The sequence below is a fragment of the Bradyrhizobium sp. USDA 4011 genome (genome assembly GCF_054063415.1).
The window spans coordinates 6,124,819-6,140,936 of the sequence record NZ_JBSSGG010000001.1 but is presented as its reverse complement, the minus strand read 5'-3'; the positions used below and the strand labels follow the sequence as shown (position 1 = coordinate 6,140,936).

Below are 16,118 nucleotides of genomic sequence, written 5' to 3'. Positions count from 1 at the left end.
TGCTTCGCAGTCCCGGCAGCTGAGCTTCTCCCGGACTCGCTGATCACGTTCCAGGATTTCATCACCTTCAGCGTCTCGGTGATATCCTAGCCGTTCGCAATCTAGATCCGTGCGCTCGAGGCGATTGGGTCATCGACTCTCCAGAACCTGCAGCACCCACATCAAGGGCGGCGGCGTCGACGATCACCGGACGGTCCTTGAAATGAAATCGCTAGCGCTATTAGGAGAGCCCAAGGCCAACCCGGGATAACGACAGCTACAGATTCAGGTCGACTTCCATTCCTGGAAACGCCGATTTACCATCTCGTAGTTCTCAGACCAATATGTGCTGCTCATCGTCACGTTGTTGGGGTTATTCAGGTCCGGCTGCCATTCACGAATCTCGGGAGACAACATCGTGGCGGCTTTCTTGGAGACCGGAATCGTGCCCAGAATCTCAAATAGCCTAGCCTGAACCTCGGGACGCATGTAATAAGAAAGCAGTTTCATCGCGTTTTCCTTGTTCGGGGCGCCCTTCAAAATTGCTAATGAATTGTTGCCAGTGATGTTCTGCGCGGAGGAGAATGCCAAAGGTGTTCCACCACCCGGCCGAGTCGTCGCTAAAACTCGGTTGTTGGCTGCAACACCAAAATCGACTTCTCCGGTCTGCACCAAGGAAGTGTCCTGCGGTGTGGTGGCTGACCATAGGAGATGTGACCGGACCCGGGAGAGTGATTTGAAGGCGCGGTCCAAATCCAGCGGATAGATATCCTTCGGCGCCACCCCGTCGGCGAGGAGCGCTATTTCCAGGGTGCCCGTCGTAACAGTTGCGCGCAAGGCGCGGCGTCCAGGAAACCTATTCACATCGAAATACTCGGCAAGCTTTATCGGATGCTTTCCGTCCCCGAACTTCATCGGATTCCACGTTATGCCGAGGCCCCAGACTTCAAAAGTGAGGTAGTCGCCTGCCGGTTGGACCTTTAAATCCTTTAAGTCGAACAGGGCAGGATCGAGCTTTTCCCAAAAGCCTAGCTTGGATCCGGAGGCGATACTGACGTCAGTGTTCACAACAATATCGACGTCGACGTTGCCCGTTAACTGCATGGCCTTGACTTTGTCGAGTTGGATGAGGGGAACGATCTTGACCTTGATCCCGGTTTCCTTTGTGAAAGGATCGTAGACGGCCTTGATATGTGCGTCTTGAGTAGCCCCGCCGGAGTTAGTCATCGTCACTGTATCGGATTTGGCGGCAGCGCGAGAGTCTTGAATGAGCATCGGTGCCGAAATCACACCCGCTGCGCCAGCCAGAAAGGAGCGGCGTGAGACTCTATGGATAGCACGGTTCATCTGAAGTTCTCCTTGTGTTGTCGCGTCGATCACGGCAGCGCCGACATCGGTTAGAAGCTGGAAGGACGGCAGCTGCGGGAAGCCGCAGCGGACGCTAACGCCTTTGCAGAGTGCTTCCGGCGCCTCTCGAGCTGGCATATCGAAACTGCTAACGTTTCGAAAAACCAGATAGAAATAGATCTAACTCACGATGGCTAATGCCGTCCCGATGCCTTTGGCTCTAGCTGGTGTCGAGTTGACGGCGCTTCATTCCCCAGCAGTTAGTGTTAAACTCGCCTGTCAGGACTCCTTCAACCTGAGTTAATCAAGAGGCCGACCTCAAAAGGTCGCCCCCATCCGAGCACGGCATCGTTGTAACCGGCAAGGCGCAGGGCATGCCAGCACAGGGCCGCCAGCACAGGGCTTGGTTAGATGTGATCACATACTTGCCCGTGTGTTTCTCGATACTGTCGACCACCGAGGCTGCACGCATTCCCGTGCAAGAAATCACCGTGGCGTCGACGTCCGCTCCATCGATCACGCGCTTCACCGTAAGCTCAATGATCGCGAGGGATATGAAGGGACAATCATCGATATGGCTACCGACGTCACGAAATGACCCTGCTACGACGACCTGACGTCCGGCTACGTCAATCTGCACGATCATCGTCTCAGCAATTCCTTAGGGATAGGAGGAAATAAATACGATGTTGCGAGCCGAGCGCGCCAAGCGCCAAGGCACAGCGAATATTTGATGCTCTGGCGCGGAATCGTCCGGTGCGTCTTGATTGTCATCATCGACAACTACGACTCCTTGGTCTTCAACATTGCGCGTTACTTCCGCAAGCTTGGTGAAGCAACGGCAGTGGTCCGGAACTACGAGGTCGGCATCACTGATCTCCTTGGCCTCAAGGTGGTGTTTGCGAGACTGCCATTCCGCTACTCGCAGATTCGAAGTTGGCAGATAATCTTCGTAATTGGCCCACAAAGTCTGCACGAATCGTACGGTCCTCGCCTGCGCTCGAAGGCGTGTGATCCAATCGCTTCATTTCGGTACGACTGGTACCAATGTATCGAGAGAAATTTCGGGTTTCTTCGCTTGGTCGCTAACGAATTCGATTCAATAGCCCAAACCGAAACCAAATGTGCAGGCCCAGGGCACACTTTCCGCGACGAACCTCAGCCCGGTTTGTGATGCAGACCAGAAGGTGGGACATGTTCGGAACCGTGGCGACATGTTCGGTTTGGACGTCGTTCGCGGGTCGGGCCGGCGTCTCTTGCTTCACCGAACCGACCCGAATGGCCTCTCCAGCATACGTCGGACGCGCACGGGCACCGGCCCGACGTGAAGAGCTGTGGCCTGGCGATCAAGTGCGCGCTCCGCTTGGGTAGAGCGGCTGCGCTGCCGCAAATAGTCAAGCCACGTTGGGCAATGATAACGCTCGGTCCACAGCTCGGGATCAGCAATGTCGCAAGCAATCGACCAGCCATAGGCGCCATTGCGCTTTCGAGATAGCTGAACCTCCTGCATAAGAACGTGGAAGGCGAGCGCATTCTCCTGAGGGATTCGATATTCGATCTCTACCACGAGCGGACCGCTACGGGCAGTCAGAGCCACCCGCACCTTAAGATCTTCAAGCGTCTCAGGCTCCTCGCCCTTCGCAGTGATGCGCGGCATTGGCAGCCAACGGCCGAGCAGGGGCGAGAGGAGCAACAAGGCTGACGCGACGAGGAGAGCCGTATCAACGCCGGCGCTGTCGGTTAGACGTCCCCACGCCCAGCTGCCGAGGGCAATCCCGCCCGAACTGACCGCCTGATAGGCCGCGAGGGATCGGCCCGTCACCCAGCGAGGCGACGAGAGCTGCACGCCAATATTAAACAGCAGCCATGTCATCGTCCACCCTGTCCCCACCAACAGCAGGGCGGCCGCCGTCAGAACCGGTTCGCGGCTCAGCGCCGCGGCCGCCATCGCCCCGCCCATAGACAAGGCGCAAGCGCGAATTGCAGCCTCGCCACTCATACGCCTGCGCACCTCCGCGACAACGAGAGCTCCGAGCACAGCACCGAGTCCAAACGCGCTGAGCATAATGCCATACATCTTGGCACCGCCGTGCAAGAGATCGCGCACCATTAGCGGCATCAGCGCGATTATCGCGCCGCTAATGACGCCAGTCAGCAGTGCTCGGCTCAGTACGATTCTGACCGATGGCGAATTCATGATGTAGCGCACGCCGGAAATGATCGCCCGGCTGAGTTGTTCGGGAGGCAGACGTGCAGGCTGGGTAGCGCGCTTCCACACAATCAATGCGGCTATTAGCGGCAGATAGAGTAGCGCGTTAACCGCGAACGCAACCACTGCTCCCGCCGCAGCAACCAAAATGCCGCCGATCGCCGGCCCCATGCTTCGGGCTATATTGTAGCTGATGCTATTCAGGGCGACAGCCGCCGGCAGCGCGTCCGCCGACACCTGCTCGCCTACTGAGGATTGCCAAGCCGGGTACCTTAACGCCATGCCAACACCAACGACAAAGCAAAGCGCCAGCAGAACATTTGGCGTAGCAAGGCCATATAGGTCGAGCACAGTCAAAGCAATTGCTCCCGACGCCTCAATCGAGAGTGCAATTAACGCCACGATACGACGGTCATGCATGTCAGCTATCGCGCCGGCCAGCACAGATATTAGCATAACGGGCAGCATGAGCGCCGTCTGCACCAGAGCAACGCGATCCGCAGATGACGTCATCTGAGTCATCGCCCAAGCCGCGCCAACTCCTTGGATCAAAGTGCCAAGATTTGTGAGCAAGCTCGCTAACCAGATGAGACGAAAGCTCGGATAGCGCAATGGGGCGATGATGCCACCGAAACCGGATGGTTGCGTCGAATCGATCATCGCGACTCCTGCTGCGCTTCTGACCGAGCGCTTATGCTCCAGTTCATCAACGGCAGTTTAGAACGTCTCCGCTCGCAAGTAGCCGAGCGTCTCGTCGCCCTCTCCTTCGTACAGATGCAGCTCAACACTCAACAACGTATCGATGCAGCTAATGCAACAGAGCATTCGCGATTCCTCCGGCGTACGAGAAAGCGCTTGATGAAGCTGCCGCCGCGCGTGCCCGGCGCCAACTTGTCAGTGCATTTTAAGGCGACAGTATTTGACGTTTTGCCAACATCACTTTTCGAGCACCACCATATCTGAGGATGACCAGCACAAGCGCACTTGCGTCCCAGGCTTAGGCCTCATCTCCGCCCGACATGATATCATCTTCGCTGTCAGATCGATGCCGTTCTCAGCTTTAACGGTCACGCGAGTGGTTCCGCCGATGAACGAACTACTTATGACCTCGCCGTTTACGACGTTATCATCGTCTCGGGTGGTATGGTCATTGGCGGTTACACGTAGCTTCTCAGGTCGGATCATCACAGTAAGATCCGGCCCATCGATCCGCGCATTGGCGGATACAGCAATGTGGTGGTTTCCAGAAATCAACATTCGACCATCACTGGTCATTCTTCCATCGATCAAATTCGACTCGCCGATGAACTGCGCCACGAAACGGTTGCGCGGCTGAAAGTAGAGCTCATCGGGCGTCCCTAGCTGGGCGATTTCGCCCCTGTTCATCAGGCAGATGCGATCGGACATGTTCAGCGCTTCTTCCTGGTCGTGCGTGACATAGATGAGAGTCGTGCCCAGATCTCGGTGGAGGCGCCTAATCTCTCCCTGCATCTGCTCGCGCAGATTTTTATCCAACGCTCCCAGGGGCTCATCCATCATGATAATCGCCGGACAATAGACAATGCACCGTGCGATACCAACGCGCTGCTGCTGACCGCCTGACAGCTGACGGGGTTTGCGATTTTCGAAGCCGTGCAGTCCGACACGATCAAGTGCCTCCATCACCCTGCGATGAATCGTTTTGGCCGGTTGACGACGCACGCGCAGCGGATAGGCGACATTATCGAACACAGTCATATGCGGCATCAACGCATAGTTTTGAAATACCATGCCGACGCCCCTATCGCGTGGAGGCATGCGCGTGATGTCGCGTCCGTCCAAGAGTATTGTGCCAGTTGTCGGCTCGCTCGCACCTGCAATCAAATTTAGCAGCGTCGTCTTACCTGACCCCGATGGGCCGAGCAAAGTTAGGAATTCGCCCTTCTCTATGCTCAGGTCGGTCGGGTGAAGAGCCGTCACCGGGCCAAACGTTTTCGATATACCCTTAAGGGCGACCGCGTGCCCGGACTGACCGGCAGTAATAGCACCGTTATGCATCCCAATCACACTTTCATCGGAGCCATTGTGCGCCCTCGCGCTGGTGCGTTCATGTTGGCCAACGTATTCAAGTGATTCCCATTTCGCCATTCGTAGCGTCATCCCAGATCCTGTCCTCATAGTTGCGCTCCGATCATCGCGCACATCGATCAAACGTCGACCGACGGTCCCTTCCTCAAGGTGATCGCGACAATGCTGACCAACAAGGAAATTACCGTTAGCAACGTAGATACCACGGCAATTACCGGCGACACCTCCCAATGGAGAGCGTTGTACATTTTAACGGGCAGCGTGACCGTATTCGGTCCCGCCAAGAACCAAGATATGATTACTTCATCGATTGATAGTAGAAACGCAAAGAACGCGGCGCTTACGAGCGATGGAACGAGCTGCGGAATAACCACCGTCACGAACATCCGGATAGGTCCGGCTCCCATCAGTTCGGCGCCGAATTCGAGATTGCGGTCGAGTTTGTTAACGCCAGCTACGATCATGACCATGACGAAGGGCAAGGTGACCATAACATGCCCCAAGACGATGGAAACAGTCGTACCGCTGACTCGAAGATACGAGAAGTAGAGAAAAAGCCCGAGACCCGTCACGATGTGGGGCACAATGAGCGGGCTCATGATTAAGGCGGTGATGAAGTCCTTGCCAACGAACCTATGCCGGGCAGTCCAGTAGCCGGCCGGCACCCCGGCAAGCATCGCCACTGTCGTACTCGCGACCGCGACCTTGAGGCTTTGGAAAAGCGGATTTGTCCAGTCGGAAGACTCGAAGAAAATTTTGAATAAGTCGAACGAGTAAGTTTCCGGCGGGAACGCCAGCGTACCCGTCGGTCCGAAGGCCATGGGGATTGTCACCAGGACCGGGAGAAGCAGATAGAAATAGATCGTCGTAGCGAATGCCGTCCCTATCCTTTGGTAGCGGCGCGAAAGCGGGTCGTAAATGTGGGATACGAACAAGACCTTAGACCTTTCGTTGACGCCTAAGGGCAACGGGCGCGGTGAGAATGAGAGCCATGGCGAGCAGAATCACGCTGATTGCAGACGCCTTGGGCCAGTCCAGTACCTCACGGTTATAGAAATCGACCAGATTCGCCAGCATCATATCCCGGGAGCCGCCGAGCAGCGCGGGAACGATGAAGGCGCCCAGAGACATAACGAAAATGCTAAGAAGAGCCGCCAAGAGGCCAGGTAGGCTCATGGGAACCGTGACTGTCCAGAAAATGCGTGCGGGTTTTGCACCCATGATAGATGCTGCGCGATAAAGGGCGGGATCAATCGCCAGCAGGCTAGCCAAGACCGGCAAGACAACAAGTGGGATGAGGTAGTTTGTCATGCCTACAAGCGTTCCCATCAAGTTGAAAAGAAGCGGTACTTCTACATTCGTGTTGAAGATCCAACTTAGGAGCGAGTTGATAATTCCGTTGCGGCCTAGGATTATTGTAAATGCAAAGCATTTGACCAAGACGCTGGTCCAAAATGGCAGCAGCACAAGTACCATAAAAAACGACCTGCGCCGCGCCGGTTGACGCGCAAGATGCAAGGCGACGACGGACCCCAAAATCAAGCTCAAGATCGACGACAAGCCGGCGATGTACAGCGTCGTAGCCAGAGAACTCCTAAACAATGTGCTGCTTAGCACAGCGTTGAACGCAGCAAGCGATAAGTTCGGACCTTGGACGCTTGTGTAGAGGATATACAAAGCTGGCGGCAGAACAATTGCGCACCCTATCAAGGTGGCTGGCAACATGAATATAGTCTGCGCACGCAATGTACTTGTGCGGATCATGGACGCTCCGAGCGGGCTCGTTGAGAGATCAAGAATGGCCCCTTCAGATCGCCTTGGAGGACGATGAAGATTCCGCGGCCGGTGAAGTTGTGTTCAAAGAAGTATGCGATAGCGGGGCATGAGCATATGCCGAGTGCCGCAAATTGGTCGTTCGAATCATAGACATTCCGGTCACAGCCGATGGAGATAGAGCATCGCTTGCGACAGCGGCACACTCAGCTCATTCTCCATTCTTGGAAACGCCGATTCACCGATTCGAAATTCTCAGCCCAATATGTACTGTTGACCATCACATTGTTGGGGTTGTTCAAATCCGGCTGCCATTTACGTATCTCAGGCGACAACATAGTCGAAGCCTTCTTGGACACCGGACACGTGCCCAGCAGCTCAAATAGCCTAGCCTGAACCTCCGGACGCATGTAATAGGCAAGCAGCTTCATCGCGTTTTCCTTGTTCGGCGCGCCCTTTAGGATTGCGAGCGCGTCGCCGAGATTGATGTTTTGCTCGAAGGAAATCGCTAATGGTGTTCCGCCACCCGGCCGATTCGTCGCTAAGATCCGATTGTTGCCTGCGAAACCGAAATCGATTTCTCCGCTCTGAACCAAGGAGATGTCCTGCGGTGGAGTGGCCGACCACACGAGATGAGACCTGATCCGAGAGAGCGACCTGAAGGCACGGTCCAAATCTAGCGGATAGACGTCCTTCGGCGCCACGCCGTCGGCGAGGAGCGCAATTTCTAGCGCGCCCATCACGACAGTGCCGCGCATCGCGCGGCGTCCAGGAAAATTTTGCAGATCGAAGAATTCGGCGCAGTTTTTCGGATGCTTTCCGTCACCAAACTTCTTTGGATCCCATGTTATGCAGTTGCCTGCTACTTCGAACGTGACGTAGTCGGTTGCCGGCGAGATTTCCAGATCATTGAGGTCGAACAGAGCCGGATCGAGCTTCTCCCAAAAACCTTGCTTGGATCCGGAGGCGGTGTTGACGTCAGTGTTCAAAAAAATATCGACGTCGATATTGCCCGTTAACTGCATGGCCTTGACTTTGTCGAGCTGCAGGATGGGCACGAACTCGACGTTGATTCCCGTTTCCTTGGTGAATGGCTCGATCACCGCCTTGACTTGGGCGTCTTGATAGGACCCGCCACCATTCGCCATCGTGATGGACTTGGATTTCGCACCAGTAGCCGCGAGCACCGTCGGCGCTGAAATAACGCCAGCTGCTCCGACTAAGAAAGAGCGGCGCGAGACTTCTGAGCCATTACTCTTCATCTGCAATCCTCCTTTGCTCAGGCCATATGCTGCAGTTCGGTCAAGTTCCTGTCACACATCATATATCAGGTATGTCTACTATATCAAATCTTTTGTCGACGACCGATTGGGTGCCGGGCAGTAGCAGCTACTCTCTTGGAGAGAGTCTGAAGCACCACAGCCATCCGATGACGTCCAAGGCGCAGGCGAATTTCCGAAGCTTACCGAGCCGATAAGCTACCCGCTGGAGAGACCAATCTGCTCACCAGCTCAATGAGTTGATCGACGTCGGCGTCGGTGCAATCAAAGTGCGTCACCAGCCGGACGACACCGCCTGGTTGCTGCACAAAACGCACGCCAGTAGCGGCTAGCGCCTCGATCACCTTCTCCGACATTGCAGCGAACACCAGATTGGCTTGAACGGGCGCGACCACCTGCACTCCGGAGAGGTTCGCAAGGCCCCGCTCGAGCCGACGGGCACGGGCGTTCGCCGTACCCGCCAGGTGCAGATAAAGGTCATCCTCGGCATACGCGATGAGCTGCGCGGCTGCGAAACGCATCTTCGACCAAGTCTGACCCGCGCGGCGCAACCGATACGAAAGTGGCTCGGCGAGCGCATGGTTGAACACCACGATGGCATCCACTGACATCGCACCGTTTTTGGTTGCGCCAAAAGATAGAATGTCGACGCCGCGGCGCCACGTCGCTTCGGCCGGCGTGCAGCCTAAGGTGACGAGAGAATTCGCAAAACGCGCGCCGTCCATGTGGAACTGAATGCCCGCGTCGCGCGCAATCTCGCCGATCGCAGCGACCTCATCGAGCGAGTAGACGGCACCACGCTCCGTAGCTTGAGCGATCGATACCGCATCGGGCTGCGGCGCAGCGCGAGCACCCCGCTCGGCGCGCCCCAGCGCTTCCGCCAGCGCCGTCGGCTCCACCTTGCAATCACGGCCAGCGAGCGGGATGAATTTTGCTCCGCCAGTGAATGCCTCAGTGGCCCCTCCCTCCCAAGTGTAAGTGTGCGCCAACTCGTGGCAATAGATGCCTCCCCATGGCCGAGCGATGCTGGCCAATGACAACGCGTTCGCGGCCGTCCCGGTGGATACAGGGAAAACCACAACGTCCCTTTCAAACAGTTGCGAAAAGGTCCGTTGGAGGCGCGCACTCCACTCGTCGTTGCCGTATGGCGCCGCCGCCCCCTCATTTGCGGCAGCCAGCGCGCGCAAGATCTCGGGCGCCGTCCGCGCGGCGTTGTCGCTGCGGAAGCGGAAATTCGGTGGTGCAAGTCCGGGATCGTTGTTCACGTTCGATTTCCTAGTTTCGGCTGCGACCGGCACCAATCTCGCGTTCCGAAACGCTACTGGCCGGTCCATCATCGTATACCCAGTATATTTTATGTCAAGAACTCGTTGCACTCGCCGAACAGGGCGACGACATACACGACGTTCTGCGGAGGTCTTACCCGCGTGCCGACCTCTCCCAGGCCCGGCTGTGGCTCACCGCGGCGGCTCAGCAACTTTAGCTCGTTGGCCCGAGTCGGCACCGCCGCGCTGGCAGACGCAAACCGAACCTAGCTGACGCAATAGCTGGAGCTTAGAGCTGAAACCGCACAAGCGGACGCGGGTGCGGAAGCAATGGCGGCCCAGAGAAATGGCCTGTCTTGGTTAGCGGCTGCGACAGCCGCGGCACCGGTCTCCGCGCCCCTATCATCATTGCGGACATACTCGCGTTCGTCGGGGCAGGCGCAAGTACGCACACGACTGGATGACCACCGCCAAGCCATCGCCTCTATTCTCCGCGTACCGCCTTGGCATTTCGAGTGGACGATGATGGCCCCCCATGATGATGGTGTGACCCACGCCAGACGCCGTTAGCGAAGCAACGACAAGCTTAGTCATGTCGGTATGCGACAGCCAGGCGCGGAGCCCGCGGTGTTTAGAGGGCTCAGGCTCACACAATCCTATACGGATAGAAACAGTCTCCAGCTCGTGCCTGTCCCAATAAGCGGGGCGAGTTTTTCGCCGAGAGACTTTGTCAGTCCGTAATAGGTGTCCGGTCGAACCGGCGCCTTGAAATCAACCACCTGGGTTTGATCGTAGAGCCAACCGCATGCACCGAGCCGGCGAACACGACTCGCTTCACACCATCTTTAACCGCAGCAGCATAGATGCTGTGGGTGGTCATTATCCGTATCCCTCCACTGAAGGCCGCCTTGTTTGACGAACGAGATCGCTGCAGGTCCTAGGGGTAATCCTAGGAGAAGCGCTATGACGATTTCGAGGACTGAGGTAATCACATCGGTCGAGCGGCGGCGCCGGTGGTCGCAGGACGAGAAAGAGCGGCTTGTTGCAGCATCGCTTGAGCCCGGCGCCAGTGTTTCCGAGGTGGCTCGCGTGGCCGGGCTTCATGTGAGCCAGCTGTTCAGGTGGCGCAAGGAGCTTTGCAAGCACGGCGAAGCGAGCATGGCTCCGTTTGTTCCGGTCGAGATTGGGCCGCCTGCGTCACCGCGGGAGCTGGCCGAAGCGCCGTTGACGACGACGGCGCGGCGACGCAAGAGCGATGGCATCATCGAGATCGATCTTGGTAGCGGGCATCGCATTCGGGTCGATGGCGACGTTGATGGAGACGCGCTACGTCGCGTTCTCGATGCTTTGGCCCACCGATGATCCCGGTTCCGACGGGCGCGCGAGTGTGGCTGGCGACAGGCCACACGGATATGCGCCGAGGCTTTCCGTCGTTGGCACTCCAGGTGCAGGAGGTGCTGCGCAAGGACCCGCTCAGCGGTCATTTGTTCGTCTTCCGGGGTCGCCGCGGCCAACACTCGACATTCTGCATACAGTCTTCGAAGCGCGAAGATTGCGTATCCGTGGCATCCGCTTTTTGGGCGGACGCTTCAGGTGGCACCGTTCCGACGCGGCAAGGAGCTGAAATGCATCTACACGGAGGAGCGGCGTGGGTTTAGCCGCGAAGTTCCCAATTGGATGCTCGACGAAAGCTACTGCGCCGGCATGGCGCTAGGACCGCCGCAGGTCAGTATTGAGGGGCTGAACGAATTTGCTGCTGTTCTGAAGCTTCTGGGCGCGTCTCAGGCGTCGGGCGCACGATCCCGTCCTTCTATGAAGAGGGAGAAAGGACGTGCGGAGAAAAAGCCGATATCGCGAGCCGATGCAACTGGGTCTGGATCTGCGTCTTCGGATTCCCCAGAGCCCGCTGGGCGCCAATCCCAAAGGTCTGATCGAGGCGCTCGCCGATCTGTTGCTGGAAGCGGCTGGCGTCGAACCCGCTCAGATGTCGGGAGGTGACCATGAGTGTCAAGATCACACGTGATCACCTCGACCGCGCCGCCGTCGTCTATGTTCGCCAATCGACAATGTCCCAAGTTATGGGGAATCTCGAAAGCCAGCGGCGGCAATATGACTTGGCGCAGGCCGCGGAAACCGCCGGATTTAAGTCGGTGGCGGTAATTGACGATGATCTTGGCCGCTCAGGCTCTGGCAGCACTCAACGGCCCGGATTTGAGCGGCTTGTGGCGATGGTTTGTTCGGGTAACGTCGGTGCCGTTTATTGCATTGAGGCGTCGCGGCTGGCGCGCAATGGACGCGACTGGCATCACTTGATCGACCTATGCGCCCTCGCGGGCGCGTTGGTCATTGATCCCGACGGCGCCTATGATCCGCGGGCTTGTCAACGACCGCCTGCTTCTCGGACTGAAGGGAACGATGTCGGAGTATGAGCTGAGCCTGCTTCGCCAACGTGGAATCGCCGCTCGAGACTCTAAGGCCAAGCGCGGCGAGTACCGCTTCATGCTTCCACCTGGATTTTGTTGGAGTGAACTCGGCAAGATCGAAATGGATCCCGACGAACATGTGGCGGGATTGGTTCGACTCGTCTTCACGAAGTTCCGCGAGCTCGGTAGCGCCCGGCAGGTCTTTCTTTGGCTGCGTGCTGCCGACATCAAAATGCCTGTGGTTCTAAAAAACGTTCAAATCTACAAGCTCAGCTGGAAGGCGCCGGCCTATCACACGGTGATGCAGATCCTGCACAATCCGCTCTATGCTGGCGCCTATGCGTTTGGCCGAATCGCTCAGAAGACACGGATCGTGGACGGTCGCGCCCGCAAGGTCAGCGGGTTCAAAAAGCCGCGGGAGGAATGGAATGTTCTCCTGCGCGACAATCATCCCGGCTATGTCAGCTGGCAGGAGTATGAGGACAATCAGAGGCTGCTGCTGGAAAACGCCCACATGAAGAAGAACTGCTCGCGAAAATCGGCGCGCGGGGGACGCGCACTTCTGACCGGATTGATGCGGTGCGGCCATTGCGGGCGGATGATGCGTGTGTTCTACGGCCAGGCCAAGGGGAATGCCCATCGTTATCAATGCCGCGGCGATGACGCCCATGTCGGCGCTGGCCTATGTATCGGCATCGGCGGGGTGCGGGTCGATCGTGCGGTCGCGCTGCAAATCCTTGAGGCCGTCTCCGATCGGGCTGTTGAAGCAGCGATATTGGCGTCCGACCAGGTTGAGCGCTCAAGACAAGAGATCATCACGGCCGTCGAACGGGAGCTTGAAGTCGTACGCTACGAAGCGTCTCTTGCTGCACGCCGATACGAGCTTGTGGATCCGGCCAAGCGCCACGTTGCCCGCGAACTCGAGGCGCGCTGGAATGGCGCATTGGAGCGGGTTGCCGAGCTTGAAGGTCGTATAAAGGAGCTGCGCACCGCATCGGCGGAAAGTCCCAAGATCGACCGCGCCCTGCTTCTGCAACTTGCGCATGATCTTCCGCGGGTTTGGAATGCACCGTCCACGGACACGCGCACCAAGCAGCGGCTGGTTCACATTGTGGTCCGAGAGATTGTTTGCGATCTAGATAGGAACACCAATGAGGCGGTTCTGCTCATCCACTGGACCGGCGGCCGGCACACGGAGGTTCGCGTTGCTCGCGTTAAGACGGGCCGATATCCGGGCGACATGGCACCGACTGCCGTTGACGCACTTCGTAAGCTCGCTGGTCATTGGCCTGATCGAGAGCTCGCCGTGTCGCTCAATCGGATGCGCTGCAAGACCGGTGACGGCGAGACCTGGACGACTGTTCGCGTGCGGGAAATGCGCGAACGCTTGGGCTTGCCGGAATACGACCCCGCGTCATCCGACGGCAAAATGATCAGCCTCGCGAAGGCTGCGGCCCACTTTGGAATTTGCGTCGGATCTGCAAAGAGCCTGGTTCTGAAGGGCATCTTGCCGGCAACACAAGCAATCAAGGGCTCGCAATGGTTGGTCCCCGTCGACACGCTGAGTTCGGAAGCAGTGCGCATAGCGGTGCAGCGCGTGATCGAACGTCGACCGAAAAACTACATTGATTATCAATACGATAGGATGATCCGTCTGCCCGGAATCTGACAAAGGGACGTACAATGAAACGAGCTGTGGCGATCTTGTGAAGGTGATCTGGCACGATGGCCAGGGGGCATGCCTGTTCACCAAGAGACTCGAGAGAGGAAGGTTTATATGGCCATCCGTTGCGGGTGAAGCTGTGACGATCTCGCCAGCGCAGATGAGCTATCTGTTGTCCGGAATCGATTGGCGCAACCCGCAAGAAGCACAGCGTCCGACACGGGTCGGGTAGCCGTTTTTGGTTTGAATCTGCGGCTTGATCTGATTCAATGGCTTCATGATATCGAAGCCGGACGATCTTCCATCGGACCTTGTCAGCGCTCTAGCGGCGCTGCAGGCCGAGCGTGAGGCGCGGCTGCGAGCCGAAGCGGTGGCTGCCAGTGCGTTGGCGGAGCTGTCGGACAACGAGGCGCTGATCGCGCATCTTGAGCTGCGAATTGAGAAGCTCAAACGCGAACTGCACGGGCAGCGATCCGAGCGCTCGGCACGGCTGCTCGAGCAGTTGGAGTTGGAGCTCGAGGAACTCATCACCACGGCGAGCGGGGACGAGCTCGCCGCACAGGCGGCGGCAGCGAAGACGCAGAACGTCCGTCCCTTCACGCGTAAGCGGCCGGTGCGCAAGCCTTGGCCCGACGATATCGAACACGAGCGCGTCGTTGTTGAAGCTCCAACGACCTGCGCCTGCTGCGGTGGATCGCGGCTGGCGAAGGTCGGCGAGGATGTGACCAAGACCCTGGAGGAGATCCCGCGCCGCTTCAAGGTCATCGAGACGGTGCGCGAGAAGTTCACCTGCCGGGACTGCGAGAAGATCAGCCAGCCGCCGGCGCCGTTCCATGCCACACCGCGTGGCTTCATCGGTCCACAATTGTTGGCGACGATCCTGTTCGACAAGTTCGGCATGCATATCCCGCTCAACCGCCAGAGCGTGCGCTTTAAGGCCGAGAGGATCGATTTGCCGTTATCGACACTGGCTGACCAGATCGGCCACGGGACCTTTGCCGTCATGCCGCTCTTCCACTTGATCGAGCATCATGTGCTGGCGGCCGAGCGCCTACATGGCGACGACACCACCATCCGTATCCTGGCCAAGGGCAAATGCACGACTGGGCGGATCTGGACCTATGTGCGGGATGACCGACCCTTCGCCGGGCCCGCGCCGCCCGCTGCGGTCTATTACGCCTCGAGCGACCGACGAGGCGAGCATCCCCAAAAGCATCTGGCGGTCTTCGCCGGCATCCTGCAAGCCGATTGCTACAACGGCTTCGAGCCGCTGTTCGATCCGCAGAAGAAGACACTGCCAATTACGCCGGCGTATTGCTTTGCCCATGCACGGCGAGGCTTCTTCGAGCTGGCTGACATTGAGAAAAATGCTCGGGAAAGCAAGAAGGGCAAACCGGTCTCCCCGATCGCACTGGAGGCGGTCAGGCGGCTGGACGCGTTGTTCGAGATCGAGCGCGCCATCAACGGCTGCAGCGCCGACGAGCGACGTGCCGTGCGCCAGGAACAGAGCAAGGCGCTTCTCGACGACATGCACGCCTGGCTACTGTGCGAGCGAGAAACCCTCTCGCGCTCGTCCGAGGTCCTGAAGCCGATCAACTACATGCTCAGGCGCTGGGAGGGCTTCGCCCGCTTCCTCGACGACGGCAGGATCTGCTTGACTAACAATTGCGCTGAACGCGCTTTGAGAGGCATCGCCTTGGGACGGCGCAACTGGACCTTCGCCGGCAGCCAGCGTGGTGCCGACCGTGCCGCCATCATGCTGACGATGATCACGACGTGTCGTCTCAATGACGTCGATCCAAAGGCCTGGCTTGCCGACGTCCTCGCCCGTATCGCCGATCTTCCTGCATCGCGGCTGCACGAACTGCTGCCCTGGGAATGGAAGCTTCCGCGCCAAGCCGGCAAATCCGACGATCAGCAAGCCGCCTGACCTTCACCCAACGCCATCACATATAGCTCGCCGTGCCCGCGCGCACGCGTCAATCAGGCGGCCTTCGTCGTAGGCGTACCATTATCCCGACAATAAATATCTGCAAAACTCGCTTCGTCGCTGACAAGGCCGGCGAAGCGAATGACTGCGTCGACACCAGCGACAAGGCCGCTTCTCTCGAA

General features: G+C 58.0%; 17 protein-coding genes. 9 read left to right on the top strand and 8 right to left on the bottom strand.

What is annotated here, in order from left to right; genetic code table 11:
- Positions 1 to 264 precede the first annotated feature (264 nt).
- Entirely contained in the window at positions 265 to 1,326 is a 1,062-nt protein-coding gene (locus ACVW1C_RS28995) for a polyamine ABC transporter substrate-binding protein (protein ID WP_456761253.1), read from the bottom strand.
- 304 nt (positions 1,327 to 1,630) lie between these two features.
- Positions 1,631 to 1,972: an aspartate racemase/maleate isomerase family protein gene (locus ACVW1C_RS28990; RefSeq protein WP_456761252.1), complete on the bottom strand. Its 342-nt coding sequence runs from the start codon at positions 1,970 to 1,972 to the stop codon at positions 1,631 to 1,633.
- Positions 1,973 to 2,059: 87 nt separating this feature from the next.
- On the opposite strand from ACVW1C_RS28990, the gene ACVW1C_RS28985 reads away from it, so the two are divergent.
- Positions 2,060 to 2,500: a hypothetical protein gene (locus tag ACVW1C_RS28985; RefSeq protein ID WP_456761251.1), complete on the top strand. Its 441-nt coding sequence runs from the start codon at positions 2,060 to 2,062 to the stop codon at positions 2,498 to 2,500.
- Positions 2,501 to 2,587: 87 nt separating this feature from the next.
- Here the strand turns inward: ACVW1C_RS28985 and ACVW1C_RS28980 are convergent, their stop codons facing one another.
- Positions 2,588 to 4,195 carry an MFS transporter gene (locus tag ACVW1C_RS28980; protein WP_456761250.1) on the bottom strand — a complete coding sequence of 536 codons (1,608 nt, stop codon included), beginning with the start codon at positions 4,193 to 4,195 and terminating at the stop codon, positions 2,588 to 2,590.
- A gap of 33 nt (positions 4,196 to 4,228) precedes the next feature.
- Here ACVW1C_RS28980 and ACVW1C_RS28975 point away from each other — a divergent pair, with 33 nt between their 5' ends.
- Complete coding sequence (locus tag ACVW1C_RS28975; RefSeq protein WP_456761249.1) at positions 4,229 to 4,498, top strand: hypothetical protein; 270 nt, start codon at positions 4,229 to 4,231, stop codon at positions 4,496 to 4,498.
- Here the strand turns inward: ACVW1C_RS28975 and ACVW1C_RS28970 are convergent.
- From ACVW1C_RS28970 to ACVW1C_RS28950, 5 genes are all read right to left on the bottom strand, one after another.
- On the bottom strand, positions 4,472 to 5,662 hold the full coding sequence (locus tag ACVW1C_RS28970; RefSeq protein ID WP_456761248.1) for an ABC transporter ATP-binding protein: 1,191 nt from the start codon (positions 5,660 to 5,662) through the stop codon (positions 4,472 to 4,474). The two genes, ACVW1C_RS28975 and ACVW1C_RS28970, sit on opposite strands and share 27 nt — an antisense overlap.
- 59 nt (positions 5,663 to 5,721) lie before the next feature.
- Positions 5,722 to 6,423 (bottom strand): ABC transporter permease, encoded by a 702-nt coding sequence (locus tag ACVW1C_RS28965; protein WP_456761247.1) that lies wholly within the window; start codon positions 6,421 to 6,423, stop codon positions 5,722 to 5,724.
- Between the two features lie 118 nt (positions 6,424 to 6,541).
- Positions 6,542 to 7,366, bottom strand: coding sequence for an ABC transporter permease (locus tag ACVW1C_RS28960; protein WP_456761246.1), 825 nt, complete (start codon positions 7,364 to 7,366; stop codon positions 6,542 to 6,544).
- Between the two features lie 215 nt (positions 7,367 to 7,581).
- On the bottom strand, positions 7,582 to 8,637 hold the full coding sequence (locus ACVW1C_RS28955) for an ABC transporter substrate-binding protein (protein WP_456761245.1): 1,056 nt from the start codon (positions 8,635 to 8,637) through the stop codon (positions 7,582 to 7,584).
- 200 nt (positions 8,638 to 8,837) lie between these two features.
- A complete protein-coding gene (locus tag ACVW1C_RS28950; protein WP_456761244.1) occupies positions 8,838 to 9,920 on the bottom strand; it encodes a threonine aldolase family protein in 1,083 nt (360 codons plus the stop codon).
- A gap of 963 nt (positions 9,921 to 10,883) precedes the next feature.
- On the opposite strand from ACVW1C_RS28950, the gene tnpA reads away from it, so the two are divergent.
- From tnpA to tnpC, 7 genes are all read left to right on the top strand, one after another.
- Entirely contained in the window at positions 10,884 to 11,282 is a 399-nt protein-coding gene (tnpA, locus tag ACVW1C_RS28945) for an IS66-like element accessory protein TnpA (RefSeq protein ID WP_429032523.1), read from the top strand.
- On the top strand, positions 11,279 to 11,578 hold the full coding sequence (gene tnpB / locus ACVW1C_RS28940) for an IS66 family insertion sequence element accessory protein TnpB (RefSeq protein WP_456761243.1): 300 nt from the start codon (positions 11,279 to 11,281) through the stop codon (positions 11,576 to 11,578). Before tnpA ends, tnpB (ACVW1C_RS28940) begins: the two co-directional genes overlap by 4 nt.
- A 173-nt stretch (positions 11,579 to 11,751) precedes the next feature.
- Complete coding sequence (locus tag ACVW1C_RS28935) at positions 11,752 to 11,943, top strand: hypothetical protein (protein WP_456761242.1); 192 nt, start codon at positions 11,752 to 11,754, stop codon at positions 11,941 to 11,943.
- The gene (locus tag ACVW1C_RS28930; RefSeq protein WP_456761241.1) at positions 11,921 to 12,349 is read left to right on the top strand and encodes a recombinase family protein; all 429 of its coding nucleotides are present in this window, start codon (positions 11,921 to 11,923) and stop codon (positions 12,347 to 12,349) included. The genes ACVW1C_RS28935 and ACVW1C_RS28930 overlap by 23 nt, the downstream gene beginning before the upstream one ends.
- Complete coding sequence (locus ACVW1C_RS28925; protein WP_456761240.1) at positions 12,336 to 14,012, top strand: recombinase family protein; 1,677 nt, start codon at positions 12,336 to 12,338, stop codon at positions 14,010 to 14,012. Before ACVW1C_RS28930 ends, ACVW1C_RS28925 begins: the two co-directional genes overlap by 14 nt.
- Before the next feature lie 37 nt (positions 14,013 to 14,049).
- Positions 14,050 to 14,238, top strand: coding sequence for an IS66 family insertion sequence element accessory protein TnpB (gene tnpB, locus ACVW1C_RS28920; RefSeq protein WP_456761239.1), 189 nt, complete (start codon positions 14,050 to 14,052; stop codon positions 14,236 to 14,238).
- A gap of 45 nt (positions 14,239 to 14,283) precedes the next feature.
- Positions 14,284 to 15,936, top strand: coding sequence for an IS66 family transposase (tnpC, locus tag ACVW1C_RS28915; RefSeq protein WP_456761238.1), 1,653 nt, complete (start codon positions 14,284 to 14,286; stop codon positions 15,934 to 15,936).
- The last annotated feature ends 182 nt before the right edge of the window (positions 15,937 to 16,118 follow it).

Coding starts and splice junctions, on each gene's coding strand:
- ACVW1C_RS28995 (WP_456761253.1), bottom strand. CDS start 1,326: ATGAACCGTGCTATCCATAGAGTCTCACGCCGCTCCTTTCTGGCTGGC.
- ACVW1C_RS28990 (WP_456761252.1), bottom strand. CDS start 1,972: ATGATCGTGCAGATTGACGTAGCCGGACGTCAGGTCGTCGTAGCAGGG.
- ACVW1C_RS28985 (WP_456761251.1), top strand. CDS start 2,060: ATGCTCTGGCGCGGAATCGTCCGGTGCGTCTTGATTGTCATCATCGAC.
- ACVW1C_RS28980 (WP_456761250.1), bottom strand. CDS start 4,195: ATGATCGATTCGACGCAACCATCCGGTTTCGGTGGCATCATCGCCCCA.
- ACVW1C_RS28975 (WP_456761249.1), top strand. CDS start 4,229: ATGCTCCAGTTCATCAACGGCAGTTTAGAACGTCTCCGCTCGCAAGTA.
- ACVW1C_RS28970 (WP_456761248.1), bottom strand. CDS start 5,662: ATGGCGAAATGGGAATCACTTGAATACGTTGGCCAACATGAACGCACC.
- ACVW1C_RS28965 (WP_456761247.1), bottom strand. CDS start 6,423: ATGGCCTTCGGACCGACGGGTACGCTGGCGTTCCCGCCGGAAACTTAC.
- ACVW1C_RS28960 (WP_456761246.1), bottom strand. CDS start 7,366: ATGATCCGCACAAGTACATTGCGTGCGCAGACTATATTCATGTTGCCA.
- ACVW1C_RS28955 (WP_456761245.1), bottom strand. CDS start 8,637: ATGAAGAGTAATGGCTCAGAAGTCTCGCGCCGCTCTTTCTTAGTCGGA.
- tnpA (WP_429032523.1), top strand. CDS start 10,884: ATGACGATTTCGAGGACTGAGGTAATCACATCGGTCGAGCGGCGGCGC.
- tnpB (WP_456761243.1), top strand. CDS start 11,279: ATGATCCCGGTTCCGACGGGCGCGCGAGTGTGGCTGGCGACAGGCCAC.
- ACVW1C_RS28930 (WP_456761241.1), top strand. CDS start 11,921: ATGAGTGTCAAGATCACACGTGATCACCTCGACCGCGCCGCCGTCGTC.
- ACVW1C_RS28925 (WP_456761240.1), top strand. CDS start 12,336: ATGTCGGAGTATGAGCTGAGCCTGCTTCGCCAACGTGGAATCGCCGCT.
- tnpC (WP_456761238.1), top strand. CDS start 14,284: ATGATATCGAAGCCGGACGATCTTCCATCGGACCTTGTCAGCGCTCTA.